This is a genomic window from Rhodococcus sp. H-CA8f (assembly GCF_002501585.1).
Taxonomy (GTDB): Bacteria; Actinomycetota; Actinomycetes; order Mycobacteriales; family Mycobacteriaceae; genus Rhodococcus_F; species Rhodococcus_F erythropolis.
The window spans coordinates 5,967,039-5,989,361 of sequence record NZ_CP023720.1 but is presented as its reverse complement, the minus strand read 5'-3'; the positions used below and the strand labels follow the sequence as shown (position 1 = coordinate 5,989,361).

Genomic DNA, 22,323 nt, shown 5'->3' with positions numbered 1-22,323 from the left:
GCATCCAACCCTCGGCTTCCGAACAGGTCCGATACCCTGGTTCATCGTGACCGCTGCAAATTCAGAGACCGCCCGTGCCCAGTACGACCTGATCGTCGTCGGTTCGGGATTCTTCGGGCTGACCATCGCCGAGCGTGCCGCTACCCAGCTGGGTAAGCGTGTGCTGGTGTTGGACCGCCGTCACCACCTGGGGGGGAACGCATACTCGGAGGCTGAGCCGGAGACCGGCATCGAGGTCCACAAGTACGGTGCCCACCTGTTCCACACCTCCAACAAGAAGGTCTGGGACTACGTCACCCAGTTCACGGAGTTCACGAACTACCAGCACCGCGTCTTCGCGCTGCACAAGGGACAGGCGTACCAGTTCCCGATGGGCCTCGGCCTCGTGTCGCAGTTCTTCGGTCGGTACTTCACTCCCGAAGAGGCGCGCGCCCTCATCGCCGAGCAGTCCAGCGAGATCGATTCGAAGGACGCCTCCAACCTCGAAGAGAAGGCGATCTCCCTGATCGGACGCCCGCTCTACGAAGCATTTGTGCGTGACTACACGGCAAAGCAGTGGCAGACCGACCCCACCGAGCTGCCCGCGGCGAACATCAGCCGCCTGCCGGTCCGCTACAACTTCGACAACCGCTACTTCAACGACACGTACGAGGGCCTGCCCGTCGACGGCTACACGGCGTGGCTCGAGAACATGGCAAAGGATCCGAAGATCGAGGTCCGCCTCGACACCGATTACTTCGACGTTCGCGACGAACTGCGCACCGCCAGCCCCGAGGCACCCGTCATCTACACGGGCCCGCTCGACCGCTACTTCGACTACTCCGAAGGTTCGCTCGGATGGCGCACCCTCGACTTCGAGACCGAGGTTCTGCCCACCGGAGACTTCCAGGGCACCCCCGTCATGAACTACAACGACGCGGACGTCCCGTTCACCCGCATCCACGAGTTCCGTCACTTCCACCCGGAGCGCGAGTACCCGACCGACAAGACCGTCATCATGCGTGAGTTCTCACGTGCTGCGGAGGCGAAGGACGAGCCGTACTACCCGATCAACACTCCCGAGGATCGCGAGAAGCTCTCCGCGTACCGCTCACGCGCCAAGAAGGAGACCGCGGAGAACAAGGTCCTCTTCGGTGGGCGTCTCGGCACCTACCAGTACCTGGACATGCACATGGCGATCGCCAGCGCACTGACGATGTTCGAGAACACCCTGCGCCCGCATCTCGAAACGGGTGCGGAATTGGCAGGGGAGAGCGAATGAACGCACGTCATCTACTCGAAGGCGAAGAAGCCGTCAGCGGCGACGAGGTGACCTACCTCGGCAAGTCCCTGCTCCAGCGGATCATCCTGCCCCGTGCCGGTGAGCCGCTCGACGTCCGCACGTTGTACTTGGAAGAGTCCTGGTCCAACAGTCGACGGGCGCACTCGACCTCGCGCACGTCGGTAGCGCTCGGCGCCGAGACCGAGGTCTCGTTCGCGACCTACTTTAACGCGTTCCCCGCCAGCTACTGGCGGCGCTGGTCCATCCTGAGATCGGTGGTCCTTCGACTCGAACTGTCCGGACACGGCCGCGTCGACATCTATCGTTCCAAGGCCGATTCCTCGCGAATTCACGTGGAAGGTAAGGAATTTGCCGACGGCGATGCCGCGGTCGAGTTCGAGGTGGAACTGGCGCCGTTCGAGGACGGTGGCTGGATCTGGTTCGACATCACCACTGATACGGCCGTCGTCGTCGAGAGTGGTGGCTGGTACGCGCCCGTCGAGGCTCCCGGCGAAGCGACTGTTGCCGTTGGTATTCCGACGTTCAATCGTCCGACCGACGCGGTCAAGGCTCTCGCTGCACTTGCTTCCGATCCCCTGGTGTCGGACGTGATCAAGGCCGTCATCATGCCGGATCAGGGCACGCGCAAGGTGCGCGACGAACCCGGATTTGCCGAAGCTGCTGCAGCGCTCGGTGATCGGCTCGCCATTCACGATCAGGGCAACCTCGGTGGTTCGGGCGGATACAGCCGAATCATGTACGAGGCGCTCAAGACGACGCAGTGCCAGCACATCCTGTTCATGGACGACGACATCGAGATCGAACCCGACTCGATTCTGCGTGCGCTTTCGTTCTCACGTTTCGCGAAGTCGCCGATGCTGGTGGGTGGGCAGATGCTCAACCTGCAGGAACGAAGCCACCTCCACGTGATGGGTGAAGTGGTCAACCGCGGCATCTTCATGTGGACCGCGGCACCGAACGTCGAATACGACCACGACTTCTCGAAGAAGCCGCTGCGCGAGTCGAAACTCCTGCACCGCCGCATCGACGTCGACTTCAACGGCTGGTGGATGTGCATGATCCCGCGCCAGGTCGCCGAAGAAATCAAGCAGCCGCTACCGCTCTTCATCAAGTGGGACGACTGCGAATACGGTTTGCGCGCAAAGAAAGCCGGATACCCGACCGTCACGCTTCCGGGTGCCGCGATCTGGCACATGGCGTGGAGCGACAAGGACGACGCCATCGACTGGCAGGCGTACTTCCACCTCCGTAACCGCTTGGTGGTGGCAGCGCTCCACATGCCGGGCAACGGCCGTGGCCTCGTGGTCAACACGGTGAAGGCAACGCTCAAGCACCTGCTGTGCCTCGAGTACTCCACCGTCGCGATCCAGAACAAGGCAATCGCAGACTTCCTTGCCGGACCCGAGCACGTCGCGAACATGCTGCCGACAGCACTCGGTGAGGTCCACGCCCAGCGCAAGGAATTCTCCGATGCCGTCGTACTGCCTTCGTCGACTGCGCTTCCGCTGCCCTCGGGTGCCGACGTCGGGGACGTGAGCCTGCCGTTGTCGACCGTCGCGAAGATCACCCGGGTCCTCAAGGCCGGAGTGCACAACGTGAAGCCGGCCAAGCCGGAACACCTCGAGCGCCCTCAGCTCAACGTGCCGACCATCGACGCCCGTTGGTTCCTGCTCTCACAGGTCGACGGCGTCACGGTCACCACCGCTGACGGTCGCGGCGTCGTCTACCGCAAGCGAAACCCCAAGCTTGCACTCGAACTGCTCAAGGAAGCCACACGGTTGCGCCGCGAACTCGCCGCGCGTTTCCCCGAGCTCAAGAAGCAGTACCAGGACGCCGTTCCTTCACTGACCAGCACGGAAAGGTGGGAACGTGTCTTCGGCATCTCCTGAAGTACAGATTCTGGCCGGTATTCAATCGACCGTCGGGCAGCTGCCGGGAGCCGTCAAGGTCGCGCGCGGTATGTCTCACTTCGGTGAGCACGCCCTCGGGTGGATAGCGATCGCTGCCGTCGGAGCTGCCGTGGACAAGCCGCGTCGACGTGAATGGGCCGGAGCAGCCGTCGGAGCATTCGGTGCACACGCCGCCTCCGTGGTGATCAAACGAGTCGTCAGGCGCAAGCGACCTTCCGATCCTTCGGTGCAGGTCAACGTCTCGACACCGAGCAAGCTCAGCTTCCCGTCGTCACACGCGACGTCGACGACGGCGGCGGCTGTGCTGATCGGTCGACTCACCGGGCTACCCTTACCGGCGTTGCTGGTGCCCCCGATGATGCTCTCGCGTCTGGTCCTGGGAGTTCACTACCCGACCGACGTACTCGCCGGAGCGGCACTGGGAGCCGCATCCGCGGCGGTAGTTCGCCGGGTCGAAGAAGCCAGAGCCGAACAGAAATGTGGAGATAAATGAGCGAGGAACCGGCTACGGTCAGCGGACCCCCGAAGTCCCTGCCCGCCGGCATCGTCAAGGCGCTTCGCCCACGTCAGTGGGTCAAGAACGTCCTTGTGCTGGCAGCGCCCATCGCGGCCGGAACCGCCACCGAAGCCGACGTGCTCCTACCCGTCGCGCTGGCGTTCGTCGTGTTCTGCATGGCGGCATCGGGCATCTACCTCGTCAACGACGCGATGGACGTCGAAGCCGACCGTGCTCACCCCACGAAGCGATTCCGTCCCATCGCGGCCGGAGTTCTACCCGTCAACATCGCCTACGGCATGGCAGTCGTGCTGCTTGCCGGTGCGATCGGGCTGTCCTTCCTGGCCAACTGGCAACTCGCCGTGGTCATGGGCGTGTACATCGTCATCCAGCTCGCCTACTGCTTCGGTCTCAAGCATCAGGCCGTCATCGACATCTGCATCGTCTCGTCCGGCTTCCTGCTTCGAGCGATCGCCGGTGGCGTTGCCGCCGAGATCGATCTCTCGCAGTGGTTCCTGCTGATGATGGCGTTCGGTTCACTCTTCATGGCGGCAGGCAAGCGCTACGCCGAACTGCAGTTGGCCGAGAAGACCGGCGCGAAGATTCGTAAGTCCCTCGAGAGCTACACGATGACGTACCTGCGTTTCGTGTGGACGATGGCAGCGACGACGCTGGTCCTCTGCTACGGACTGTGGGCGTTCCAACAGGACGCCATCAAGGGCACTAACTGGTATGCCATCTCGATGGTGCCTTTCACCATCGCGGTGCTGCGATACGCGGTGGACGTCGACGGCGGCGAAGCCGGAGAGCCTGAGGAGATCGCGCTCGGTGACCGGGTGCTGCAACTCCTCGCGATTGCGTGGATCGGAGTAGTGGGTGTCGCTGTCTACCTCGTCTGAGCCACGCACCGAGGCCGACCCGCACGTCGACACTGCGGCGAACCGCACCACCCTCAGTCGAGGAGTTTTTCTCGGCGGGGTGGTGCTTGCTGCTGCCCTCATGTTCTGGGGGGCGTGGGAGCGTCGCTGGATCGCCGACGACGGACTCATCGTCTTGCGAACCGTCCGCAACCTGCTCGCGGGGAACGGCCCGGTCTTCAATGCGGGTGAGCGTGTCGAGGCGAACACGAGTACCGCGTGGACGTACATCGTCTACGCGTTCAGTTGGCTCACGCAGATCCGCCTCGAATACGTCGTTCTGACGATCGCGCTCGTACTCTCGACTGCCGCCGTCGTGCTGGCGATGCTCGGCACCGGTCGTCTGTACCGCGGCGTTCGGCCGTCGGCGGGCGGAACGATCCTGCTGGTGCCGGCAGGTGTTCTCGTCTACATCGCGGTTCCGCCTGCGCGAGATTTCGCCACTTCCGGGCTCGAGACTTGCTTGGTGATCTTCTGGATCGCGCTCCTGTGGCTACTGCTCGTTCGGTGGGCGCAGGCGTCGACGCCGTCCACGGCGTCGATCCTGACTCTCTCGTTCGTGGCAGGCCTCGGACCATTGGTTCGACCCGAGATGGCAATTCCCGGTGCTGCCGCGTTGATGATGATCGTTCTCTCCGCAGGCCTGACCTGGAAGATTCGTGCACTGATCGTGGTCGTCGCCGGACTTGTGCCGGTGGGCTATCAGATCTGGCGAATGGGCTATTACGCCCTGCCGTACCCGAACACCGCGGTGTCGAAGGACGCCGGTGGCGCGAAGTGGGCGCAGGGTTTTGCGTACCTGTGGAACCTCGTCGGGCCGTACCTGCTCTGGCTGCCGCTGCTTTTCCTGCTCATCGGCGCGCTGCTGCTCGTGTGGCGGAGCCGAGCGGACGCACCTGCCACCGCCGCCGATCAACCTGTACGCCCGCTGTGGGAGCGCTTTCAGCAGTTTCTGCGCACGCCGCGGGCGATTGTCACCTTCATTCTCGGCAGTGGGCTGATTCTCGGGATCTACTCTCTGCGCGTCGGCGGCGACTTCATGCACGGCCGCGTCCTGTTGCCGGTGTTGTTCTGCCTGCTCATCCCGGTCGCCGTCATTCCGCTGCGGGTTCCGGCGCGGGCAGCGTTCGGCAGTAACCGCGACACCGCGATCTTCGGAGTCTCGGCGGTGCTGTGGATCGGCACGATCATCTGGGCCTTCTTCGCCGCCAACACGACGGGCATGCCGGAAGGCTCCGTGGTGGGTCGCTCGGGAATCGTCGACGAGCGTGCGTTCTATGCACTCAACACCGGTCACAAGCACCCGATTCTTGCCGAGGACTACCTCGACTATCCGCGAATGCGTGCCATGGTGGAGACCATCGCGCGGACTCCGGAGGGTGGGCTGCTGTTGCCGTCGGCGAGTTACGACTCCTGGTTCGTCGTCCCACCGCCAGGGCCGCTCGAGGAGCCTGCCGAGCACGTCGTCTTCTTCCTCAACCTCGGAATGACGAGCATGAACGTGGGCCTCGACGTTCGGGTGCTCGATCAGATGGGGCTGGCGTACCCCCTGGCAGCACACACCGAGCGCCTCGAAGACGGCCGGATCGGGCACGACAAGAACCTTTACCCGGACTGGGTGGTCGCGGATACCGGAATGATCGACGTTCGCCCGTGGCTGCCGTTCTTCCTCGACGAGGACTGGGTTGCCGACGCGAAGCTGGCCATCACGTGCCCGGAAACGCAGGAGCTGCTCACGTCGTATCGCTCCGAGCTGACCTGGGCCAGATTCAAACAGAACTTCCAGCAGGCTTTCGACTTCGCGAAGTACCGATTCGACCGGGTTCCGGCCTACGAATTGGAACGTTGCGGGCTCGTTCCGCCGGAGCCACCCAAGTGATGTGATCAGCATCACCGACGGTTGAAGGTTTGAATATTTCGATTCAGTAACACCGAATCGATTGGCCACGATGTACTCGAAGACGATTCACCTAACCTGAATCACTCCCTGCGGGTGATGACGGCGTCGCCCGCGGACTGAGACGTAACGGTCTGTCTATTTGTCACAGCTGAACCTGTGACATAAAGTCCAGCGAGCGCAGTGTGACTTGGAAGAGGTCCGCTGCCGACCCGAACTTGTTCGGGCTGGCAGAAAAGCCTGTTCCCCGACGGAATCCGCCGGAGCCACTCCACCGAGTGAGTGCCGCAGACGAAGAGAGAGAGCAGTATCCATGCGTTTTGCCAGAAAGAGGCTGACCCAGCGCCTCAAGCACCGAGCGTTGGCCATCGGTGCCGCAGCACTTGTGCTACCCCTTGCTGCAGGAGTTGCCGGTAGTGCTGTCGCCTCTGCTGCGCCCGCGCACACTGCTCCCAGCCACACCGCCCCCTCGGGCGGATACGACGAGCTGTGGGTGCCCTCCTCGATGGGCAACATCAAGGTCCAGGTCCAGTGGGCCGCACGCGGCGGAAACGCTGCCCTCTACCTCCTCGACGGCCTGCGTGCGCGCAACGACGCCAACGCGTGGAGCTTCGAGACCAACGCGATGGACCAGTACCGCAACGACAACATCACCCTCGTGATGCCCGTCGGCGGCGAGTCCAGCTTCTACAGCGACTGGTATGCACCGTCGAACTTCAACGGCCAGCAGATCACGTACAAGTGGGAAACGTTCCTCACGCAGGAACTCCCCAACTTCCTCGCGAACTACGGCGTCTCGCCGAACAACAACGCGGTTCTCGGTCTCTCGATGGGTGGCAGCGCTGCTCTGACGCTGGCTGCTTACCACCGCGACCAGTTCAAGTTCGCCGGCTCTCTGTCGGGCTACCTGAACATCTCGGCTCCCGGCATGCGCGAGGCAATCCGCGTCGCAATGCTCGATGCCGGTCGCTTCAACGTCGACTCCATGTGGGGACCGCCGTGGAGCCCGTCCTGGCTGCGCAACGACCCGTTCGTCTTCGCACCGCGTCTGCAGGGCCTGTCGATGTACATCTCGTCGGCAAGCGGCCTGCCCGGTGAATACGACCACCCGCGCGCACCGATCGATTACTACAACACGGCTAACGGCATGGGCCTCGAAGCTCTCGCCCTGGTCAACACCCGTGCATTCCAGATCCGCATGAACTCGCTGGGTATCCCGGCCACCTACAGCTTCCCGTCCAACGGCACGCACTCGTGGCCGTACTGGTCGGCAGAGCTGTGGAAGGCTCGCGGCCAGATCCTCGACACCATGAACGCTTGGTGATCGTGCGCCATCCCGTGACCTAGTCACTTCACCAGTGCCGTTCCGGACTCCCTCCAAGGGAAACCGGGACGGCACTTGTGTATTCAGGTGCTGCACGATCGCCTGAGGTCAGTAACAATTGCACCACCAGTAACAGCGCGGCTACCCCAAGCGGGGATCGTTTGCGTGTAGAAATAGTTTCAACGGGGGTCTGGCTGCTCAGGCGGCTACACGATCGACGCGCGGACCGAACGTAAGGAAAGAGAGTGAGCTCATGCGAGTAGGCCTTGCCACGGAGGACCGTCGCCGGTCCCGGGCAACCTTCCGGACAAAGGTCGTCGGCGCACTGGCAGCCATGCTGGTACTGCCGATCGCCGCGGGCTTGACGACGGCCGGAACCGCGGCAGCCGCGCCGGCACCTGCTCAGGCCGCACCGGCCGTGACCCAGAACCCCACCGGCGCAGCGGTCACGAAGGTCGACTGGCTCAGTGAGCGTCGCGTCGCGCTGTGGGTGAACTCTCCCGCGATGGGCACCCCGATTCAGGTGCAGATCCTCTTGGCTCGCGATTGGAACGTCAATCCGTCGGCCAGCTTCCCCTCGGTCTGGATGCTCGACGGTCTTCGCGCGACCGACAACGAGAACGCCTGGACCTACGAAACCGACGCCGAGTCCTTCTACGCGGACAAGAACGTCAACGTCATTCTTCCCGTCGGCGGTCAGTCCAGCTTCTACTCCGACTGGCTCGAGCCCGACAACGGCAAGAACTACCAGTGGGAGACGTTCCTGACCAAGGAACTGCCCTCCATCCTCGAAAAGGACTGGCGCACCACGCAGACGCGCGGTGTCGTCGGACTGTCGATGGGCGGAACGTCCGCGATGTTCCTCACGGCGCGTAACCCCGGCTTCTTCAAGTTCGCGGCTTCGCTGTCCGGCATCCTCACCACCACTTCGCTCGGCATGCCTCAGGCAATCCAGTTCGCGATGACCGACGCCGGTGGATACAACTCCGCCGCGATGTGGGGACCGCCGTCCAACGCGCAGTGGGCTGCACACGATCCGTATGCGCTCGCCGAGAAGCTCAAGGGCGTCAGCCTGTACGTCTCGAGTGGTAGCGGTACGACCGGCCCGTACGACCAGCCGTCGGGAATTCCCGGCGTCAGCACCAACTACGCAGGTATGGGCCTCGAGATCCTCGCTCGCCTGACCTCGCAGACCTTCGCGACCAAGCTCAACCAGCTCGGCATCCCCGCGCAGGTCAATTACCGCCCGTCAGGAACCCACTCGTGGCCGTACTGGCAGTTCGAGCTTCATCAGCTGTGGCCGCAGTTGGCCAACGCCATCGGCGTCGAGGTGGAGAAGCCGGCTTGCGGCACTTCGGGTGAGATCGGTGCGACGGCCGCAGCCAACGGTTGGATCGGCGACTGCATCACCCCCGAGTACAGCGTCGCGGGTGGCCTGGCACAGGACTTCCGCAACGGTCGCATCTACTTCACCAGTGGAACGGGCGCCCAGCCTGTAGCCGGTCGTATCGCCGGCGCGTACATGAACACCGGAGCAGCGGCCGGCCCGCTCGGCTTCCCGCGTACTCCCGAACTCGGTACCCCCGACGGACGCGGACGCTTCAACCACTTCCAGAACGGCTCCATCTACTGGACCCCGCAGACCGGCGCTCACCCCGTCAGCGGCGACATCCTCGCCGAGTGGTCCGCACAGGGATGGGAAGGTGGCCCGCTCGGCTACCCGACCGCCGACGAGATCGCGACCCCCGGCAAGCCGGGCAAGGTTCAGGGATTCGAGATCGGCGCGATGTACAGCAGCGCCAACGGAACTCACGCGGTTCTCGGAATGATCATGGGCAAGTACGGCGAACTCGGTTGGGAAAACGGCTGGCTCGGATTCCCGAAGTCGAACGAGGTTCCGATCAAGGACAACGGACGCTTCACCGAGTTCGAGGGCGGCAACATCTACTGGAGCCCCGGCACCGGTGCATGGTCCGTCGAGAACGGCCCGCTCTTCGACGGCTGGAAGAGCGTCGGATACGAAGGCGGCCGCCTCGGATTCCCGATCAGTGACAAATTCGACATTCCCGGTGGTGTCCAGCAGAACTTCCAGTTCGGCTACATCACGGTGATCGGTGACAAGACAGAAGTTCACTAACTCACAGTGGTGCACGACGGGCGGGCCCGATCACGGATCGGTGCCCGCCCGCGTGCGTTGCGTAACCTGTTGATGGACTTTCGACTGAAGGCAAGGACGGACATTGATGTCGCTTTTCTCGGGTAACCGAAACACTTGTGCACGCGCGATCGCGGTCGGCGCCTTGGCGCTCGCCGCGGGTGGCGCGCTGGTCGCGTGCGGTAGTGACGACTCCACTGCAACCTCCAATCCGGTCACCACGACGTCCGCTGCGGCTTCGTCCTCGAGTGGTTCGGCGTCTTCGTCCGCCTCTGCGACCACGACGGCGTCGGCTGCGCCCACCAGTCCAGGAGCAGCAGCCACTGCGCCGCCGGAGCAGCCGCAGAGCATCGAAGGCTTCCCGGGCCCCACAGTCGTCGAGGTCAGTCCAGAGGCACAGAAGTTCCTCGACGGACTGAAGGCGAAGGGCATCACCCCAGCCGGTGACGGAAGCATCGCCGTCAACACGGCCAATTACATCTGCGCTGCCGGTCCTCAGACCGACGACGAGGTCCTGACCTTCGTGACTGCCTTCGTCGGCCAGGAAGCGTCGGCGGAAGGCAAGCAGATCACTCCCGAGCAGGCAGGTGCGAACGCTCAGATCTATATCGACGTCGCCAACACCACCTACTGCAAGTAGGCGCGGGTCATGGCGAGGTCTGGAAAGCGTCGTGGGTGCCTGATCCCGCTGCTGATCATTCTTGTGGTCGCAGCGGTCGTGATCGGCGGTTGGTACATCCTGGCCGGGCGGGTGCCTTCGCCGACTCCGATCCCGCCGAGTCCGGAGCCACCGGTCTCTCAGCCGGCCAGTTGCCCCGATGTCCAGGTAGTAGCCATACCGGGCACGTGGGAGTCGAGCGCTACCGACGACCCGTACAACCCGACGGCCAATCCGGCGTCGTTGATGCTGAACGTGACCCGCCCTCTTCAGGAGAAGTTCGATAGTTCGAGGGCCGACGTCTACACCGTTCCTTACGTCGCACAGTTTTCGAATCCGGTTGCGATCCCGCCGGACGGACAGCAGTCCTACAACAACAGCCGGGCTGCGGGAACTGCTGCCACTAACGACTTTCTGATGAAGCGGCACGCCGAGTGCCCGCTCACGAGCTACGTCCTGACCGGATTTTCCCAGGGCGCGGTGATCGCAGGTGACGTCGCCGCGAGTATCGGCGACGGTACCGGCGCGGTGCCTGCCGATCTGGTTCTGGGCGTGGGCTTGATTGCCGACGGTCGGCGCGATCCGGCGTTCGGGAACACGGTTGGCCCGAGCGTTGCCGGTGTCGGCGCCGAGCTGTCGCTGAACGGGCTGAAGCTTCCCGGTCTCACGATGACCGGCCCGAGGCCAGGCGGATTCGGCGACCTCAACGACCGGACTTATCAGATCTGCGCGCCGAGTGACGGTATCTGCGACGCTCCGGCCGCCGCTCTCAATCCGACCAACTGGTTGAGTTCGGCGCCGCGGCTTCTCGAGTACTACAACAACCCTGTGCACGCGATGTACAACTCCTTCCAAGTCGATCCGAACGGCACGACGGCCACCCAATGGATGGCACAGTGGGCTGCGGAGAAGATCGACGCCGCACCGACACCGCCCCACAGTTGAGTCACCGCCGCACTGTTGATTCGTCACAATCGGGCGTCTCGGGAGTTCGCTCGCGGGTAATCTGCTCGTTTGGTCCCGGTAGAGTGCTGCACGGTCCGGGGGCGTCCTCTACAGTGCTGTCACGTAAGTGACTGGCGAGTAGGTTCGATTTGTCCGGTTTCGAAGTCCGAGTACGACGTACGTGTCCATCACAGGAGAATCGCTATATGAGTTCCACCCACGGCAGCGATGCCCTACGCAAATTCCGGTTTGCGGCCGGTGGCGAGGGCAACGCCGAAGAGGGTGGTGCGCGACGTTTCGTCAAGCTTGCGCAGAAGGCCGAGGAACTCGGCTACGACTCGTTCATGATTCCGGACCACCTGGGTAATCAGGTCGGACCGATCGCCGCTCTGGGAGCGCTCGCAGTGGCCACGGACAAGATCCGTCTGGGCACTGCCGTGTTGGCCAACGGCTTCCGCCATCCTGCTGTGCTCGCGAAGGACGCGGCGACTATTGACGTGCTGTCCGGTGGTCGACTCGAACTCGGTATCGGCGCAGGCTGGATGAAGGAAGAGTTCGACAAGGGCGGCATCGCATACGAAAGCCCCGGCGTTCGCATCGAGAAACTCGAGGAGTCTCTGCAGATTCTCGACATACTGCTGCGCGGGCAGGAATGCACTTTCGAAGGCAAGCACTATCAGGTGCGTGGCCTCAAGGGCAGCCCGCGACCGCGGCAGGGCCCGCGGCCGCCGATCATCGTCGGTGGCGGCGGACCGAAGATGCTCACTCTCGCCGCGAAGTACGCGGACATCATCTCGGTCGCCACACCGACCAACCGTGACGGGCGGCTTCTGCTCTCCGGAATCACGATGGAAAAGACCATCGAACGTGTCGAGCGGATCCGCGCAGCTGCCGGCGAGCGTTTCGATGAGATCGAACTCAACTGGACCATCACCATGATCATGATCACCGACGATCGAGAGCAGGCTGCCGAGATGGCAATCGCCGCTCTGGACCAAGGTTTTCCGCCGAACATCGAAGTGGATCGTAAGCTGAGCGTGGAGGAGTTGCTGAACTCTCCATACCTGGCTGTGGGCACTTTCGAGGAAATCGCAGACCAGATTCGACTGGTCCGTGAGAAGACGTCGATGTCGTACGTCGGGGTCTTCCCGACGCAGATGGAAGCGTTCGCCCCGATCATCCCGTTACTGGCGGGCGAGTAGGCCGGAGAATACGGACGATGCGAATCTGTAACATATCGATGGTTTGGGATCGATGAAGTGATTCAGGTGAGTTGCGCACAAAGTGCGATTCGATTGATCGAAGATGGACCCGAGAGAGCGAAGGAAGTCTGGGGCGCAGGCATGAAAGACAGTGCTTGTGTGATCGCTTCGGAGGAGATGGAATGAACGCGCTGTTCGATGGCTTTCTCGACGAGAAGGGCCAGATCCGCCTGCAACCAGGCTTCACGCTGGTCGACTACGTCGAGCAACACTCGCGTGTCAACGCGGACGAGCTCGCGTATCGGTACATCGATTACTCACGCGAGCGTGACGGTGAAGCCCTGGAGCTGACCTGGGAGCAGTTCGGTGTGCGTCTGCGCGCTGTTGCAGCCCGTTTGCAGCAGGTCACCAAGCGTGGCGACCGTGTCGCGATTCTTGCGCCGCAGGGGCTCGACTACGTCATTTCGTTCTTCGCCGCCATTCAGGCAGGTTCCATCGCGGTGCCGCTCTTCGATCCGGACGAGCCTGGTCATACCGACCGTCTTCACGCTGTTCTCGGTGACTGCAAGCCGACTGCGATTCTGACTGCCGCTTCGTCGGCTGCCGGTGTTCGTCAGTTGTTCCGCTCGCTTCCCGCTGCCGAGCGTCCGCGCATCATCGCCGTCGACGCGATTCCCGACACCGTCGGTGAAACGTGGGTTCGTCCCGACATCGAACTCGACGACATCGCGTACCTGCAGTACACCTCCGGTTCGACCCGAGTTCCCGCCGGCGTGGAGATCACCCACCGCGCTGTCGGAACGAACGCGCTCCAGATGGTCGACTCCATCGAACTCAACGAGGACTCACGCGGCGTCACGTGGCTGCCGCTGTTCCACGACATGGGCCTGCTGACGGTCATCCTGCCTGCTCTGGGCGGCAAGTACATCACCATCATGAGCCCGCGCGCTTTCGTGCAGCGGCCGTACCGGTGGATCAAGGAACTGGCTGCGGTTTCCGACGGCGCAGGCACCTTTGCCGCCGCTCCCAACTTCGCTTTCGAGCACGCTGCCGCGCGCGGCCTGCCGAAGGACGGCGAGACCCTGGACCTGAGCAACGTCATCGGCCTGATCAACGGCAGTGAGCCGGTCACGACGTCGTCGATGCGCAAGTTCAACGACGCTTTTGCTCAGTACGGTCTGCCCAAGACTGCGATCAAGCCGTCGTACGGCATGGCCGAGGCGACGCTCTTCGTCTCCTCGACCAAGCATTCCGACGAGGCCAAGGTCATCTACGTCGACCGCACGGAACTCAACAAGGGCCGCATGGTCATCGTCGACCAGTACTCCGAGAACGCCATCGCACAGGTCTCCTGTGGGTACGTCTCGCGCAGTCAGTGGGCGGCGATCGTCGATCCCGAAACTCTGACCGAGGTCCCCGACAATCACGTCGGCGAGATCTGGTTGCACGGCGAGAACATCGGCATCGGCTACTGGGGTCGCCCCGACGAGACGGCGGAGACCTTCCACAACAAGCTGGACAATCGGTTGAGCGAAGACAGCCACACCGAGGGCACGCCGGCGGATGCCAACTGGATGCGTACCGGCGACTTCGGCGTCTACGTCGACGGCGAGCTGTACATCACCGGTCGCGTCAAGGACCTCGTGATCGTCGACGGTCGCAATCATTACCCGCAGGACCTCGAGGCTTCGGCTCAGGAAGCCAGCCCCGCCCTGCGCCCCGGCTTCATCGCTGCGTTTGCCGTCCCGGCCAACCAGCTGCCTTCTGTCGTGTTCTCCAACACGCACTCGGGTCTGAAGTTCGACGACGACGATTCCTCGGAGCAGTTGGTCATCGTGGCCGAGCGTGCTCCCGGCGCAGGCAAGGCCGATCCGCAGCCGATCGCGGACACCGTGCGTGCGGCGATTTCTTCCCGTCACGGTGTTACGGCCCGAGACATCCTGCTCGTCCCCGCGGGTTCGATTCCGCGTACGTCCAGCGGCAAGATCGCTCGCCGCGCGTGTAAGGCGAGTTATATCGAGGGAACGTTGCGAGGCGGCTATCAGCAGACCGCATTCCCCGATAGCGTTTGAGGAGCAGTCCCTTCATGATCGGTGGCTTGGTGAGTTGATGGTTGAACAAGATGGTGTGCAGAGCAAAGACGTTGTGAGCGAGATGAGTGTCGCGCAGTTGCGTGAGTGGCTTCGCAACTGGATCGCCGACGCGACCGGTCAGCCGGTGTCGACGATTGTGGACGACCGGCCGCTGGACGAGTTCGGACTCGCCTCGCGGGACGCAGTTGCTCTGAGCGGAGACATCGAGGATCTGCTCGGTGTCACGCTGACCGCCACGATCGTCTACCAACACCCCACCATCGCCTCGCTGGCTACTCGGATCATCGAAGGTGAGCCCGAGGCGCCGGAGGAGACCGTCGACGCGTCGTACTACGTCTCAGGCGCCACGACGGACGCCCACGACATCGCCATCGTCGGTCTGTCCACACGATTCCCCGGTGCCGGGCACACGCCTTCGGACATGTGGGAAATGCTGGCGGCCGGACGCGACGGCATCAGCGACCTCCCCGAGGACCGCTGGGCCGAGTTCATGTCGGATCCCGCCATCAAGGCCGCGGTCGAGAATGCCAACACCAAGGGCGGGTACCTCGACGACGTCAAGGGCTTCGACGCCGAGTTCTTCGCGATGTCTCCGCTCGAGGTCGTCAACGTCGATCCGCAGCAGCGCCTCGCCCTGGAACTCGCGTGGGAAGCGCTTGAGCACGCGCGCATTCCGGCCAGCGGGCTCAAGGGCAAGCAGGTCGGTGTTTTCATCGGCAGTTCCGCCAACGACTACCAGCTGCTCGCGGTCAGTGATCCGACGACGGCGCACCCGTACGCACTGACCGGAACGTCGACGGCCATCGTCGCGAACCGGGTTTCGTATTTCTTCGACTTCCGTGGACCGTCCATCGCTCTGGACACCGCGTGCTCGTCTTCGCTGGTTGCCGTTCACGAGGCTGTACGTTCGCTGCGCAGTGGTGATTCCAACATCGCGCTGGCCGGTGGCGTCAACATGCTGCTGGCACCTCCCGGAACCCTCGGTTTCGATCAGACCGGGATGCTCGCTCCCGACGGAAAACTGCGTGCATTTTCCGCACACGCTCAGGGCATCGTTCGCAGTGAGGGTGGCGGACTCGTCGTGCTCAAGCGTCTCGAAGACGCCGAGCGTGACGGCGATTCCATCCTCGCGGTGATCGCCGGATCCGCGGTCAACCAGGACGGCCGTTCCAACGGATTGCTCGCGCCCAACCCTGACGCCCAGGCCGACGTGTTGCGTTTTGCGTACCGCGACGCCGGCATCGTGCCGACCACAGTCGACTACATCGAGGCGCACGGAACGGGCACCGATCTCGGTGATCCCATCGAGGCCGACGCGCTCAGCCGTGTCGTCGGTCGTGGCCGTGACGACGACAAGCCGGCTCTGCTCGGTAGTGCGAAGACCAACTTCGGGCACCTGGAAGCAGCTGCGGGCGCCGCCGGCCTGATCAAGGTCGTTCTGGCGATGCAGGAAAACAAGATTCCCGCGACGATCAACTACCTGGGCCCGAACCCGCACATCGACTTCGAGAAGGCGCACCTGCAGGTGACGCCCGAGGCCACCGACTGGCCGCGCTACACCGGCAAGGCTGTCGCCGGTGTTTCCGGTTTCGGTTTCGGCGGAACCAACGCGCACGTCGTGGTCAAGGAATACGTGCCCGCCGACGTGGCAGTCGATGAACCAGTCGTGGATGCCCCGGTAGTTGACGAACCGGCAGCAGAGGACGAGAGCACCGTTGTGCTGGCTGTGTCCGGTGCGCTGCCTTCGCGTCGTCGCCGCGCAGCTGCAGATCTGGCCGACTGGCTCGAAACCGAAGAGGGAAGCAAGACGCCCCTCGCCGACGTTGCCCGCACACTCGCGCGTCGCAACCACGGACGCTCGCGTGCCGCTGTTCTGGCGAAGACGCGATCCGAGGCCATCAGCTCGCTGCGCGCCGTCGCCGCAGGCAAGCCGGCTCAAGGAGTCTTCTCGGCCGACTCGCCGTCGCCCAAGGGCGCGGTGTGGGTGTTCTCGGGCTTCGGCTCGCAGCACCGCAAGATGGCCAAGCAGCTCTACACGGAGAACGCGGCTTTCAAGGCAGCCGTCGACGAGGTCGATGCGCTGATCCAGGACGAGGCCGGCTACTCGATGGTCGAGATGTTCCTCGACGATTCGATCGAGTACAACGTCGAGACCGCACAGGTGGGAATCTTCACCATCCAGGTCGGTCTGGCCGCATTGCTGCGTCACCACGGCGCTGAAGCCGAAGCCGTGGTTCCGCACTCGATGGGTGAGGCCGCTGCCGCATACGTGTCCGGTGGTCTGAACTTGGAAGACGCTGTGCGCGTGATCTGTTCACGTTCACGGCTGATGGGTGAGGCCGAGGGCGCACTCGTCGGTGACGACATCCGTCTGATGGCACTGCTCGAGTACAGCGCATCCGAGATCGAGGCGCTGCTGCCCACGTACCCCAAGCTCGAGGTCTGCGTTTACGCAGCTCCGACGCACACGGTGATCGGTGGACCGCAGCCGGACATCGAGGCGATCGTCGCGGCCGCCGAGGCCGACGGCAAGATGGCGCGTGTCCTGCAGACCAAGGGCGCCAGCCACACCTCACAGGTCGATCCGTTGCTCGGCGAGCTTGCCGCGGAGTTGGCCGGTATCGAGCCGACCACGTTGAAGCTCGGCGTCTACTCGTCCGTGGACAAGGACACCTTCTACCGTCCCGGTCACGAGCCGATCCATCAAGAGGCGTACTGGGTCAAGGGCCTTCGCCACAGCGTGTACTTCACCAATGCGGTACGCGGTGCAGTTGCCCACGGCCACACCACTTTTGTCGAGCTTGCACCCAACCCGGTGACGCTGATGTCGGTGGCGGCTACCGCTTTCGATTCGGGCCTGCACGACATGGAACTCATCCAGACGCTCAAGCGTAAGGAAGACGAGTCCGCGGGTGTGCTTGCCGCTCTCGCGCAGCTGTACGTGCACGGCCATGCCGTGAACCTCGAGTCCTTGCTTCCTGCAGGCGATTTCGCCTCGGTTCCGCGTACTGCATTCCTGCGTAAGCCGTACTGGCTCGACATTCGCGTCAGTGCCGGCGGTTCGGCTCGCGTACCCGGTTCGCACGTCGCTCTGCCCGACGGCCGCCACGTGTGGGAGGTCGACGCATCCGCCGTCACCGATCTGGCTGTGCTCGTGAGCGCTGCTGCCGGACAGGTGCTCTCGGATGTCGCTCTCACCGCTGCCGTTCCGCACGGTGAACTGGCCGGCGCTGCGACCCTGACGACAACTCTCAACCCGCACCCGGGTGGAGCCTCGGTGCAGGTGCATGCTCGTGAGGGCGCTACGTTCCGTTTGCTGTTCGACGCCGTCGTCACGTCCGGTGAGCCGCTGCCCGAGCTGGTCGTCAGCGCGCCGGTCAAGACCAGTGCGCCGATGGAAACCCTGGCCGAGGTCGTCGAAGACGCCGGAGACAAGTGGGATCCGAACGGTTCACAGAGCCTCGACGACCGCCTCAAGATCGTTGTGGCCGAGTCGATGGGGTACTCGCCGGAAGATCTTCCGGCCGAGGTTCCGCTCATCGAACTGGGTCTCGATTCGCTCATGGCGATGCGTATCAAGAACCGCGTCGAGTACGAGTTCGACATTCCGCAGCTCCAGCTCCAGGCAGTCAAGGACGCGAGCCTCAACGAGGTCAACAAGTACCTGCGCTACGCGATCGACAATCGCGAAGAGGTTCAGGCGATGGCCGACAAGCAGGCTGCCGAGAAGTTGGCAGCCGATGCGGCTGACGAGGACGCTGCTCCCGCTGAGGAGTCGGTGGAACTGCCGGCGACTGCTCCGGTTGCTGCTGCGCCTTCCGATCCTTCTCGAGCCGGAACTGCCGACGATGCCGGCTCCGATGTTCCGCCGCGAGATGCGGCCGAGCGCTTGACGTTTGCGACGTGGGCCGTCGTCACCGGGAAGTCCGCCAAGGGTATTTTCAACGATCTGCCGATCGTCGGTGACGAGGTCGCCGAGAAGCTTGCTGCTCGGCTTTCCGAGCGTGCGGGCGGCGAGATCACTCTCGACGACGTTCTCGATTCCACCACCATCGAAGAGCTCGCGGACGTCGTGCGCCAGTACCTCGAGGACGACGGCAAGATCGACGGACTCGTACGCACTCTGCGTGCCCGTCCCGAAGGCTCCACTGCCGTACCGGTATTCGTCTTCCATGCTGCCGGTGGTTCGACGGTGACGTACGAGCCTTTGCTCAAGCGCCTGCCCGCCGGCACGCCGATGTACGGGTTCGAGCGGGTCGAGGGCTCGATCGAAACCCGTGCTGCTGCTTACGTTCCGCTGCTGCGTGAGATCCAGGGCGACGGACCGTACGTACTGTGTGGCTGGTCGTTCGGCGGCGTGATGTCGTATGCGGTCGCGAAGTTGCTGCGTGAGCAGGGCGCTGACGTGCGTGTGGTCGGACTGCTCGACACCGTCATGGCCGGCGAGGTAGTGCCGGACACCGAGGCGGAACGACGCAAGCGTTGGGAGCGCTACGGCAAGTTCGCCAAGCGCACCTACAACCTGGATGTTCCGCTGCCGCTTGACGTTCTGGCCTCCACCGAAGCGGACGAGGATCAGATCCAGATCTTGATGGACATGATCAAGATGAGCGGCGCCAAGATTCCCGGCGGCATCATCGAGCATCAGCGGACGTCGTGGTTGGACAACCGCGCCATCCAGACGGCCGAGTTCAGCAGCTACGACGGCGACGTCGTGCTCTACATGGCCGACAAGTACCACGACGAGTTGATGACGCTCGAGCCTGCATTCAAGACCCGCAAGGCAGATGGTGGTTGGGGTGACTACGTGAAGAACCTCGAGGTCGTCTACATCGGCGGGGACCACCTGCAGATCGTCGACGAGCCGTACATCGCGAAGGTTGCGGCAGACCTCACCACCAAGCTGGCCCAGATCGAGACAGCTCAGACCAAAGCAGCGGAAACCGGAGTTCAGAAGTGACGACAACCACCGCGGAGAAGCTCGCTGAACTCCGCGAAAAGTTGGAGAAGGCAAAGGAACCCGGCTCGGCTCGGGCCATTGCGAAGCGCGATGCAGCAGGGCACAGTACGCCGCGCCAGCGCATCGACATGTTGCTCGATCCCGGTAGCTTCGTCGAGGTCGGCGCCCTGGTGAAGATGGCGGGCGAGGACAACCCGTACAGCGACGGCGTCATGACCGGTCACGGAACTGTCGACGGGCGTCCGGTTGCCGTGTTCGCGCACGATCAGACTGTGTTCGGCGGTGCCGCCGGAGAGATGTTCGGCCGTAAGGTCGCAGCCGTCAACGATTTTGCACTGAAGGTGGGCTGCCCGGTCGTCGGTATCAACGATTCCGGTGGAGCTCGAATCCAGGATGCCGTTTCCTCATTGGCCTGGTACGCCAACATGGGTTCACGTCAGGAGCCCTTGTCCGGCGTCTGCCCGCAGATCTCGGTCATCCTCGGTAAGTGCGCCGGCGGTGCCGTGTACGCACCGATCAACACCGACGTCGTTGTCGCGACCGAAGAGTCGTACATGTTCGTCACCGGACCCGACGTCATCAAGTCGGTCACCGGCGAAGAGGTCAGCCTCGAGGACCTGGGCGGAGCGCGCAAGCAGGCGGAGTACGGAAACATCCATCACGTCGCTCCCGACGAGAAGGCTGCATTCGACTGGGTGCGTGAGTACCTGAGCTTCATGCCGTCCTCGTGCACGGAGAAGGCGCCGCTGATCAACCCGGGTCTCGAACCCGAGATCACCGAGTCGGATCTCGAACTCAACGCCTTCATGCCGGATGCCGACAATGCCGGCTACGACATGCACGACATCATTCTGCGGATCTTCGACGACGGAACCTTCCATGAAATCGGAGCCCAGGTCGCGCACAACGTGATAACCGGGTTCTCCCGCGTCGACGGACTGCCCGTCGGTATCGTGGCCAACCAGCCCACGTACCTCAGTGGCGCCCTCGATGCGGACAGCTCCGACAAGGCTGCCCATTTTGTGCGCCTGTGCGACGCTTTCAGCATCCCGCTCGTTTTTGTCGTCGACACACCAGGCTTTCTTCCCGGCGTCGATCAGGAAAAGGTCGGTGTCATCAAGCGTGGCGGGCGTTTCCTCTTCGCATACATCGAAGCCACTGTCCCGAAGGTGACTGTGGTGGTTCGTAAGGCGTACGGCGGCGGTTATGCCGTCATGGGTTGCAAGCAGCTCGGTGCCGACATCAACCTCGCGTGGCCGACCGCTCGTATCGCCGTGATGGGTGCCGAGGGTGCCGTCAACATCATGGGACGTCGTCAGCTCGCCGAGGCGGGAGAGAACGCACCCGCGGTGCGTGCTCAGTTGATCAACTTCTACAACGAGTTCGTCGCGACGCCGTACATCGCGGCCGAGCGCGGATACATCGACGCGGTGATCGAGCCTTCGCAGACGCGTCTCGAAATCCGCAAGGCTCTGAAGTTGCTCAAGGACAAGACGATTTTCAAGAACCCGCGCAAGCACAACTTGATGCCGCTCTAATTCTTCTTGTCACCGAGGGCGTCGAACTGGCGGCGTAGCGCTTCTATCGCCGCCAGGACGGCAGGTCTTTCGCTGTCGGTCCGCCAGGCGAGGTAGATGTCGCGGCCCAGCGGCGGAAGGGTGTCGAGCATTCGAACACCTTCCGGTGGTACAACTCTCGCCAGGCGCGGGATCAAAGCGACGGCGAGGCCCTGAGCGACGAATTCGACCTGGGTGGGAAACTCGGCGACCTCGTACTCGATTCGTGGGTCGAACCCCTGCGCGCGCAGGGTCCTGACGGTGAAGGTGTGAAAGTCCGTTCCCCGGGTCCACGTCGCCCAGGCATGCTCGGACAGCTCGCTGAGCGCGACGACCTTGTTCTCCGCCAGCGGATGTGACGCGGGGAGAGCAAGCAGCGCCACGTCGTCGTACACGGGCGTGAAGGAGACTCCGTCGGGAAGTTCGACGGGCAGAGTGCTCCAACTGTCGACCACCACGACGTCGAGGTCGCGGCGAATCAGTGCGGGGAGCAGTTCTTCGGATTCGCCTTCGTTGAAGGTGATTTCGAGCTGGGGGTGCGCGTGCCTGATCTCGGCGATGGCTCGCGGCAGCACTGTCCTGCTGGGGGAGACCAGGGCCCCGATGCGTACGCGGCCCGTCACCTCGCTCTGCAGCGACGCGATTTCCGCCTCGGCCTGGGCGAGCGTCGAGAAAACCTCTGCGGTTCGGCGCGCGAGGATCCGGCCCGCTTCGGTGAGTCGTACACCGCGGCCCTGCGGTTCGAGGAGCGGAACACCGACCTCGCGCTCGAGCTTGTTCAACTGCTGCGAAATTCCGGAGGGTGTGACATGCAAGGTGCGGGCGGCAGCCGCTACTGATCCGTTCTCGGCGACAGCGTGCAGGGCGCGAAGTCTTTCGAGATTCAACACAGTAGAAATGCTACCGAATATACGGTCTGAACATTTGC

At 63.4% G+C, this 22,323-nt stretch carries 14 protein-coding genes; 13 read left to right on the top strand and 1 reads right to left on the bottom strand.

The genetic code is table 11. The annotated features are described in order from the left end of the window. The first annotated feature begins 46 nt into the window (after nucleotides 1-46). The 13 genes from glf to CPI83_RS27785 all read left to right on the top strand — a co-directional run bounded on the left by glf (nucleotide 47) and on the right by CPI83_RS27785 (nucleotide 21,377). A complete protein-coding gene (gene glf / locus CPI83_RS27845) occupies nucleotides 47-1,261 on the top strand; it encodes a UDP-galactopyranose mutase (RefSeq protein ID WP_097388267.1) in 1,215 nt (404 codons plus the stop codon). Beyond that, on the top strand, nucleotides 1,258-3,171 hold the full coding sequence (locus tag CPI83_RS27840) for a glycosyltransferase (protein ID WP_097388042.1): 1,914 nt from the start codon (nucleotides 1,258-1,260) through the stop codon (nucleotides 3,169-3,171). The genes glf and CPI83_RS27840 overlap by 4 nt, the downstream gene beginning before the upstream one ends. Then, complete coding sequence (locus CPI83_RS27835; RefSeq protein WP_041814488.1) at nucleotides 3,152-3,685, top strand: phosphatase PAP2 family protein; 534 nt, start codon at nucleotides 3,152-3,154, stop codon at nucleotides 3,683-3,685. The genes CPI83_RS27840 and CPI83_RS27835 overlap by 20 nt, the downstream gene beginning before the upstream one ends. After that, a complete protein-coding gene (locus CPI83_RS27830) occupies nucleotides 3,682-4,587 on the top strand; it encodes a decaprenyl-phosphate phosphoribosyltransferase (protein WP_003943808.1) in 906 nt (301 codons plus the stop codon). Before CPI83_RS27835 ends, CPI83_RS27830 begins: the two co-directional genes overlap by 4 nt. Continuing rightward, a complete protein-coding gene (gene zomB, locus CPI83_RS27825; protein WP_097388041.1) occupies nucleotides 4,565-6,484 on the top strand; it encodes a flagellar motor control protein ZomB in 1,920 nt (639 codons plus the stop codon). The genes CPI83_RS27830 and zomB overlap by 23 nt, the downstream gene beginning before the upstream one ends. Before the next feature lie 331 nt (nucleotides 6,485-6,815). Next, nucleotides 6,816-7,826 carry an alpha/beta hydrolase family protein gene (locus tag CPI83_RS27820; RefSeq protein WP_020905770.1) on the top strand — a complete coding sequence of 337 codons (1,011 nt, stop codon included), beginning with the start codon at nucleotides 6,816-6,818 and terminating at the stop codon, nucleotides 7,824-7,826. A 253-nt stretch (nucleotides 7,827-8,079) separates the two neighbouring features. Continuing rightward, nucleotides 8,080-9,963, top strand: coding sequence for an alpha/beta hydrolase-fold protein (locus CPI83_RS27815; RefSeq protein ID WP_021332816.1), 1,884 nt, complete (start codon nucleotides 8,080-8,082; stop codon nucleotides 9,961-9,963). A gap of 106 nt (nucleotides 9,964-10,069) precedes the next feature. After that, a complete protein-coding gene (locus tag CPI83_RS27810) occupies nucleotides 10,070-10,621 on the top strand; it encodes a DUF732 domain-containing protein (RefSeq protein WP_021332817.1) in 552 nt (183 codons plus the stop codon). A 9-nt stretch (nucleotides 10,622-10,630) separates the two neighbouring features. Then, on the top strand, nucleotides 10,631-11,584 hold the full coding sequence (locus tag CPI83_RS27805; RefSeq protein ID WP_019746409.1) for a cutinase family protein: 954 nt from the start codon (nucleotides 10,631-10,633) through the stop codon (nucleotides 11,582-11,584). A 206-nt stretch (nucleotides 11,585-11,790) separates the two neighbouring features. After that, a complete protein-coding gene (locus CPI83_RS27800; RefSeq protein WP_097388040.1) occupies nucleotides 11,791-12,786 on the top strand; it encodes an LLM class F420-dependent oxidoreductase in 996 nt (331 codons plus the stop codon). 182 nt (nucleotides 12,787-12,968) lie between these two features. Then, complete coding sequence (fadD32, locus tag CPI83_RS27795) at nucleotides 12,969-14,858, top strand: long-chain-fatty-acid--AMP ligase FadD32 (RefSeq protein WP_003943899.1); 1,890 nt, start codon at nucleotides 12,969-12,971, stop codon at nucleotides 14,856-14,858. A gap of 37 nt (nucleotides 14,859-14,895) precedes the next feature. Continuing rightward, nucleotides 14,896-19,839 carry a polyketide synthase Pks13 gene (gene pks13, locus CPI83_RS27790; RefSeq protein WP_097388039.1) on the top strand — a complete coding sequence of 1,648 codons (4,944 nt, stop codon included), beginning with the start codon at nucleotides 14,896-14,898 and terminating at the stop codon, nucleotides 19,837-19,839. Further along, the gene (locus CPI83_RS27785) at nucleotides 19,836-21,377 is read left to right on the top strand and encodes an acyl-CoA carboxylase subunit beta (RefSeq protein ID WP_097388038.1); all 1,542 of its coding nucleotides are present in this window, start codon (nucleotides 19,836-19,838) and stop codon (nucleotides 21,375-21,377) included. Before pks13 ends, CPI83_RS27785 begins: the two co-directional genes overlap by 4 nt. On the opposite strand, the gene CPI83_RS27780 is transcribed toward CPI83_RS27785, so the two are convergent. Beyond that, the gene (locus CPI83_RS27780; RefSeq protein ID WP_097388037.1) at nucleotides 21,374-22,285 is read right to left on the bottom strand and encodes a LysR family transcriptional regulator; all 912 of its coding nucleotides are present in this window, start codon (nucleotides 22,283-22,285) and stop codon (nucleotides 21,374-21,376) included. The genes CPI83_RS27785 and CPI83_RS27780 overlap by 4 nt on opposite strands. Nucleotides 22,286-22,323: the final 38 nt, after the last annotated feature.

Excerpts from the sequence above, each read along its gene's own strand:
- fadD32 (WP_003943899.1), top strand. The coding sequence starts at position 12,969 with ATGAACGCGCTGTTCGATGGCTTTCTCGACGAGAAGGGCCAGATCCGC.
- CPI83_RS27820 (WP_020905770.1), top strand. The coding sequence starts at position 6,816 with ATGCGTTTTGCCAGAAAGAGGCTGACCCAGCGCCTCAAGCACCGAGCG.
- CPI83_RS27800 (WP_097388040.1), top strand. The coding sequence starts at position 11,791 with ATGAGTTCCACCCACGGCAGCGATGCCCTACGCAAATTCCGGTTTGCG.
- CPI83_RS27830 (WP_003943808.1), top strand. The coding sequence starts at position 3,682 with ATGAGCGAGGAACCGGCTACGGTCAGCGGACCCCCGAAGTCCCTGCCC.
- CPI83_RS27810 (WP_021332817.1), top strand. The coding sequence starts at position 10,070 with ATGTCGCTTTTCTCGGGTAACCGAAACACTTGTGCACGCGCGATCGCG.
- CPI83_RS27815 (WP_021332816.1), top strand. The coding sequence starts at position 8,080 with ATGCGAGTAGGCCTTGCCACGGAGGACCGTCGCCGGTCCCGGGCAACC.
- pks13 (WP_097388039.1), top strand. The coding sequence starts at position 14,896 with ATGGTTGAACAAGATGGTGTGCAGAGCAAAGACGTTGTGAGCGAGATG.
- CPI83_RS27840 (WP_097388042.1), top strand. The coding sequence starts at position 1,258 with ATGAACGCACGTCATCTACTCGAAGGCGAAGAAGCCGTCAGCGGCGAC.
- CPI83_RS27805 (WP_019746409.1), top strand. The coding sequence starts at position 10,631 with ATGGCGAGGTCTGGAAAGCGTCGTGGGTGCCTGATCCCGCTGCTGATC.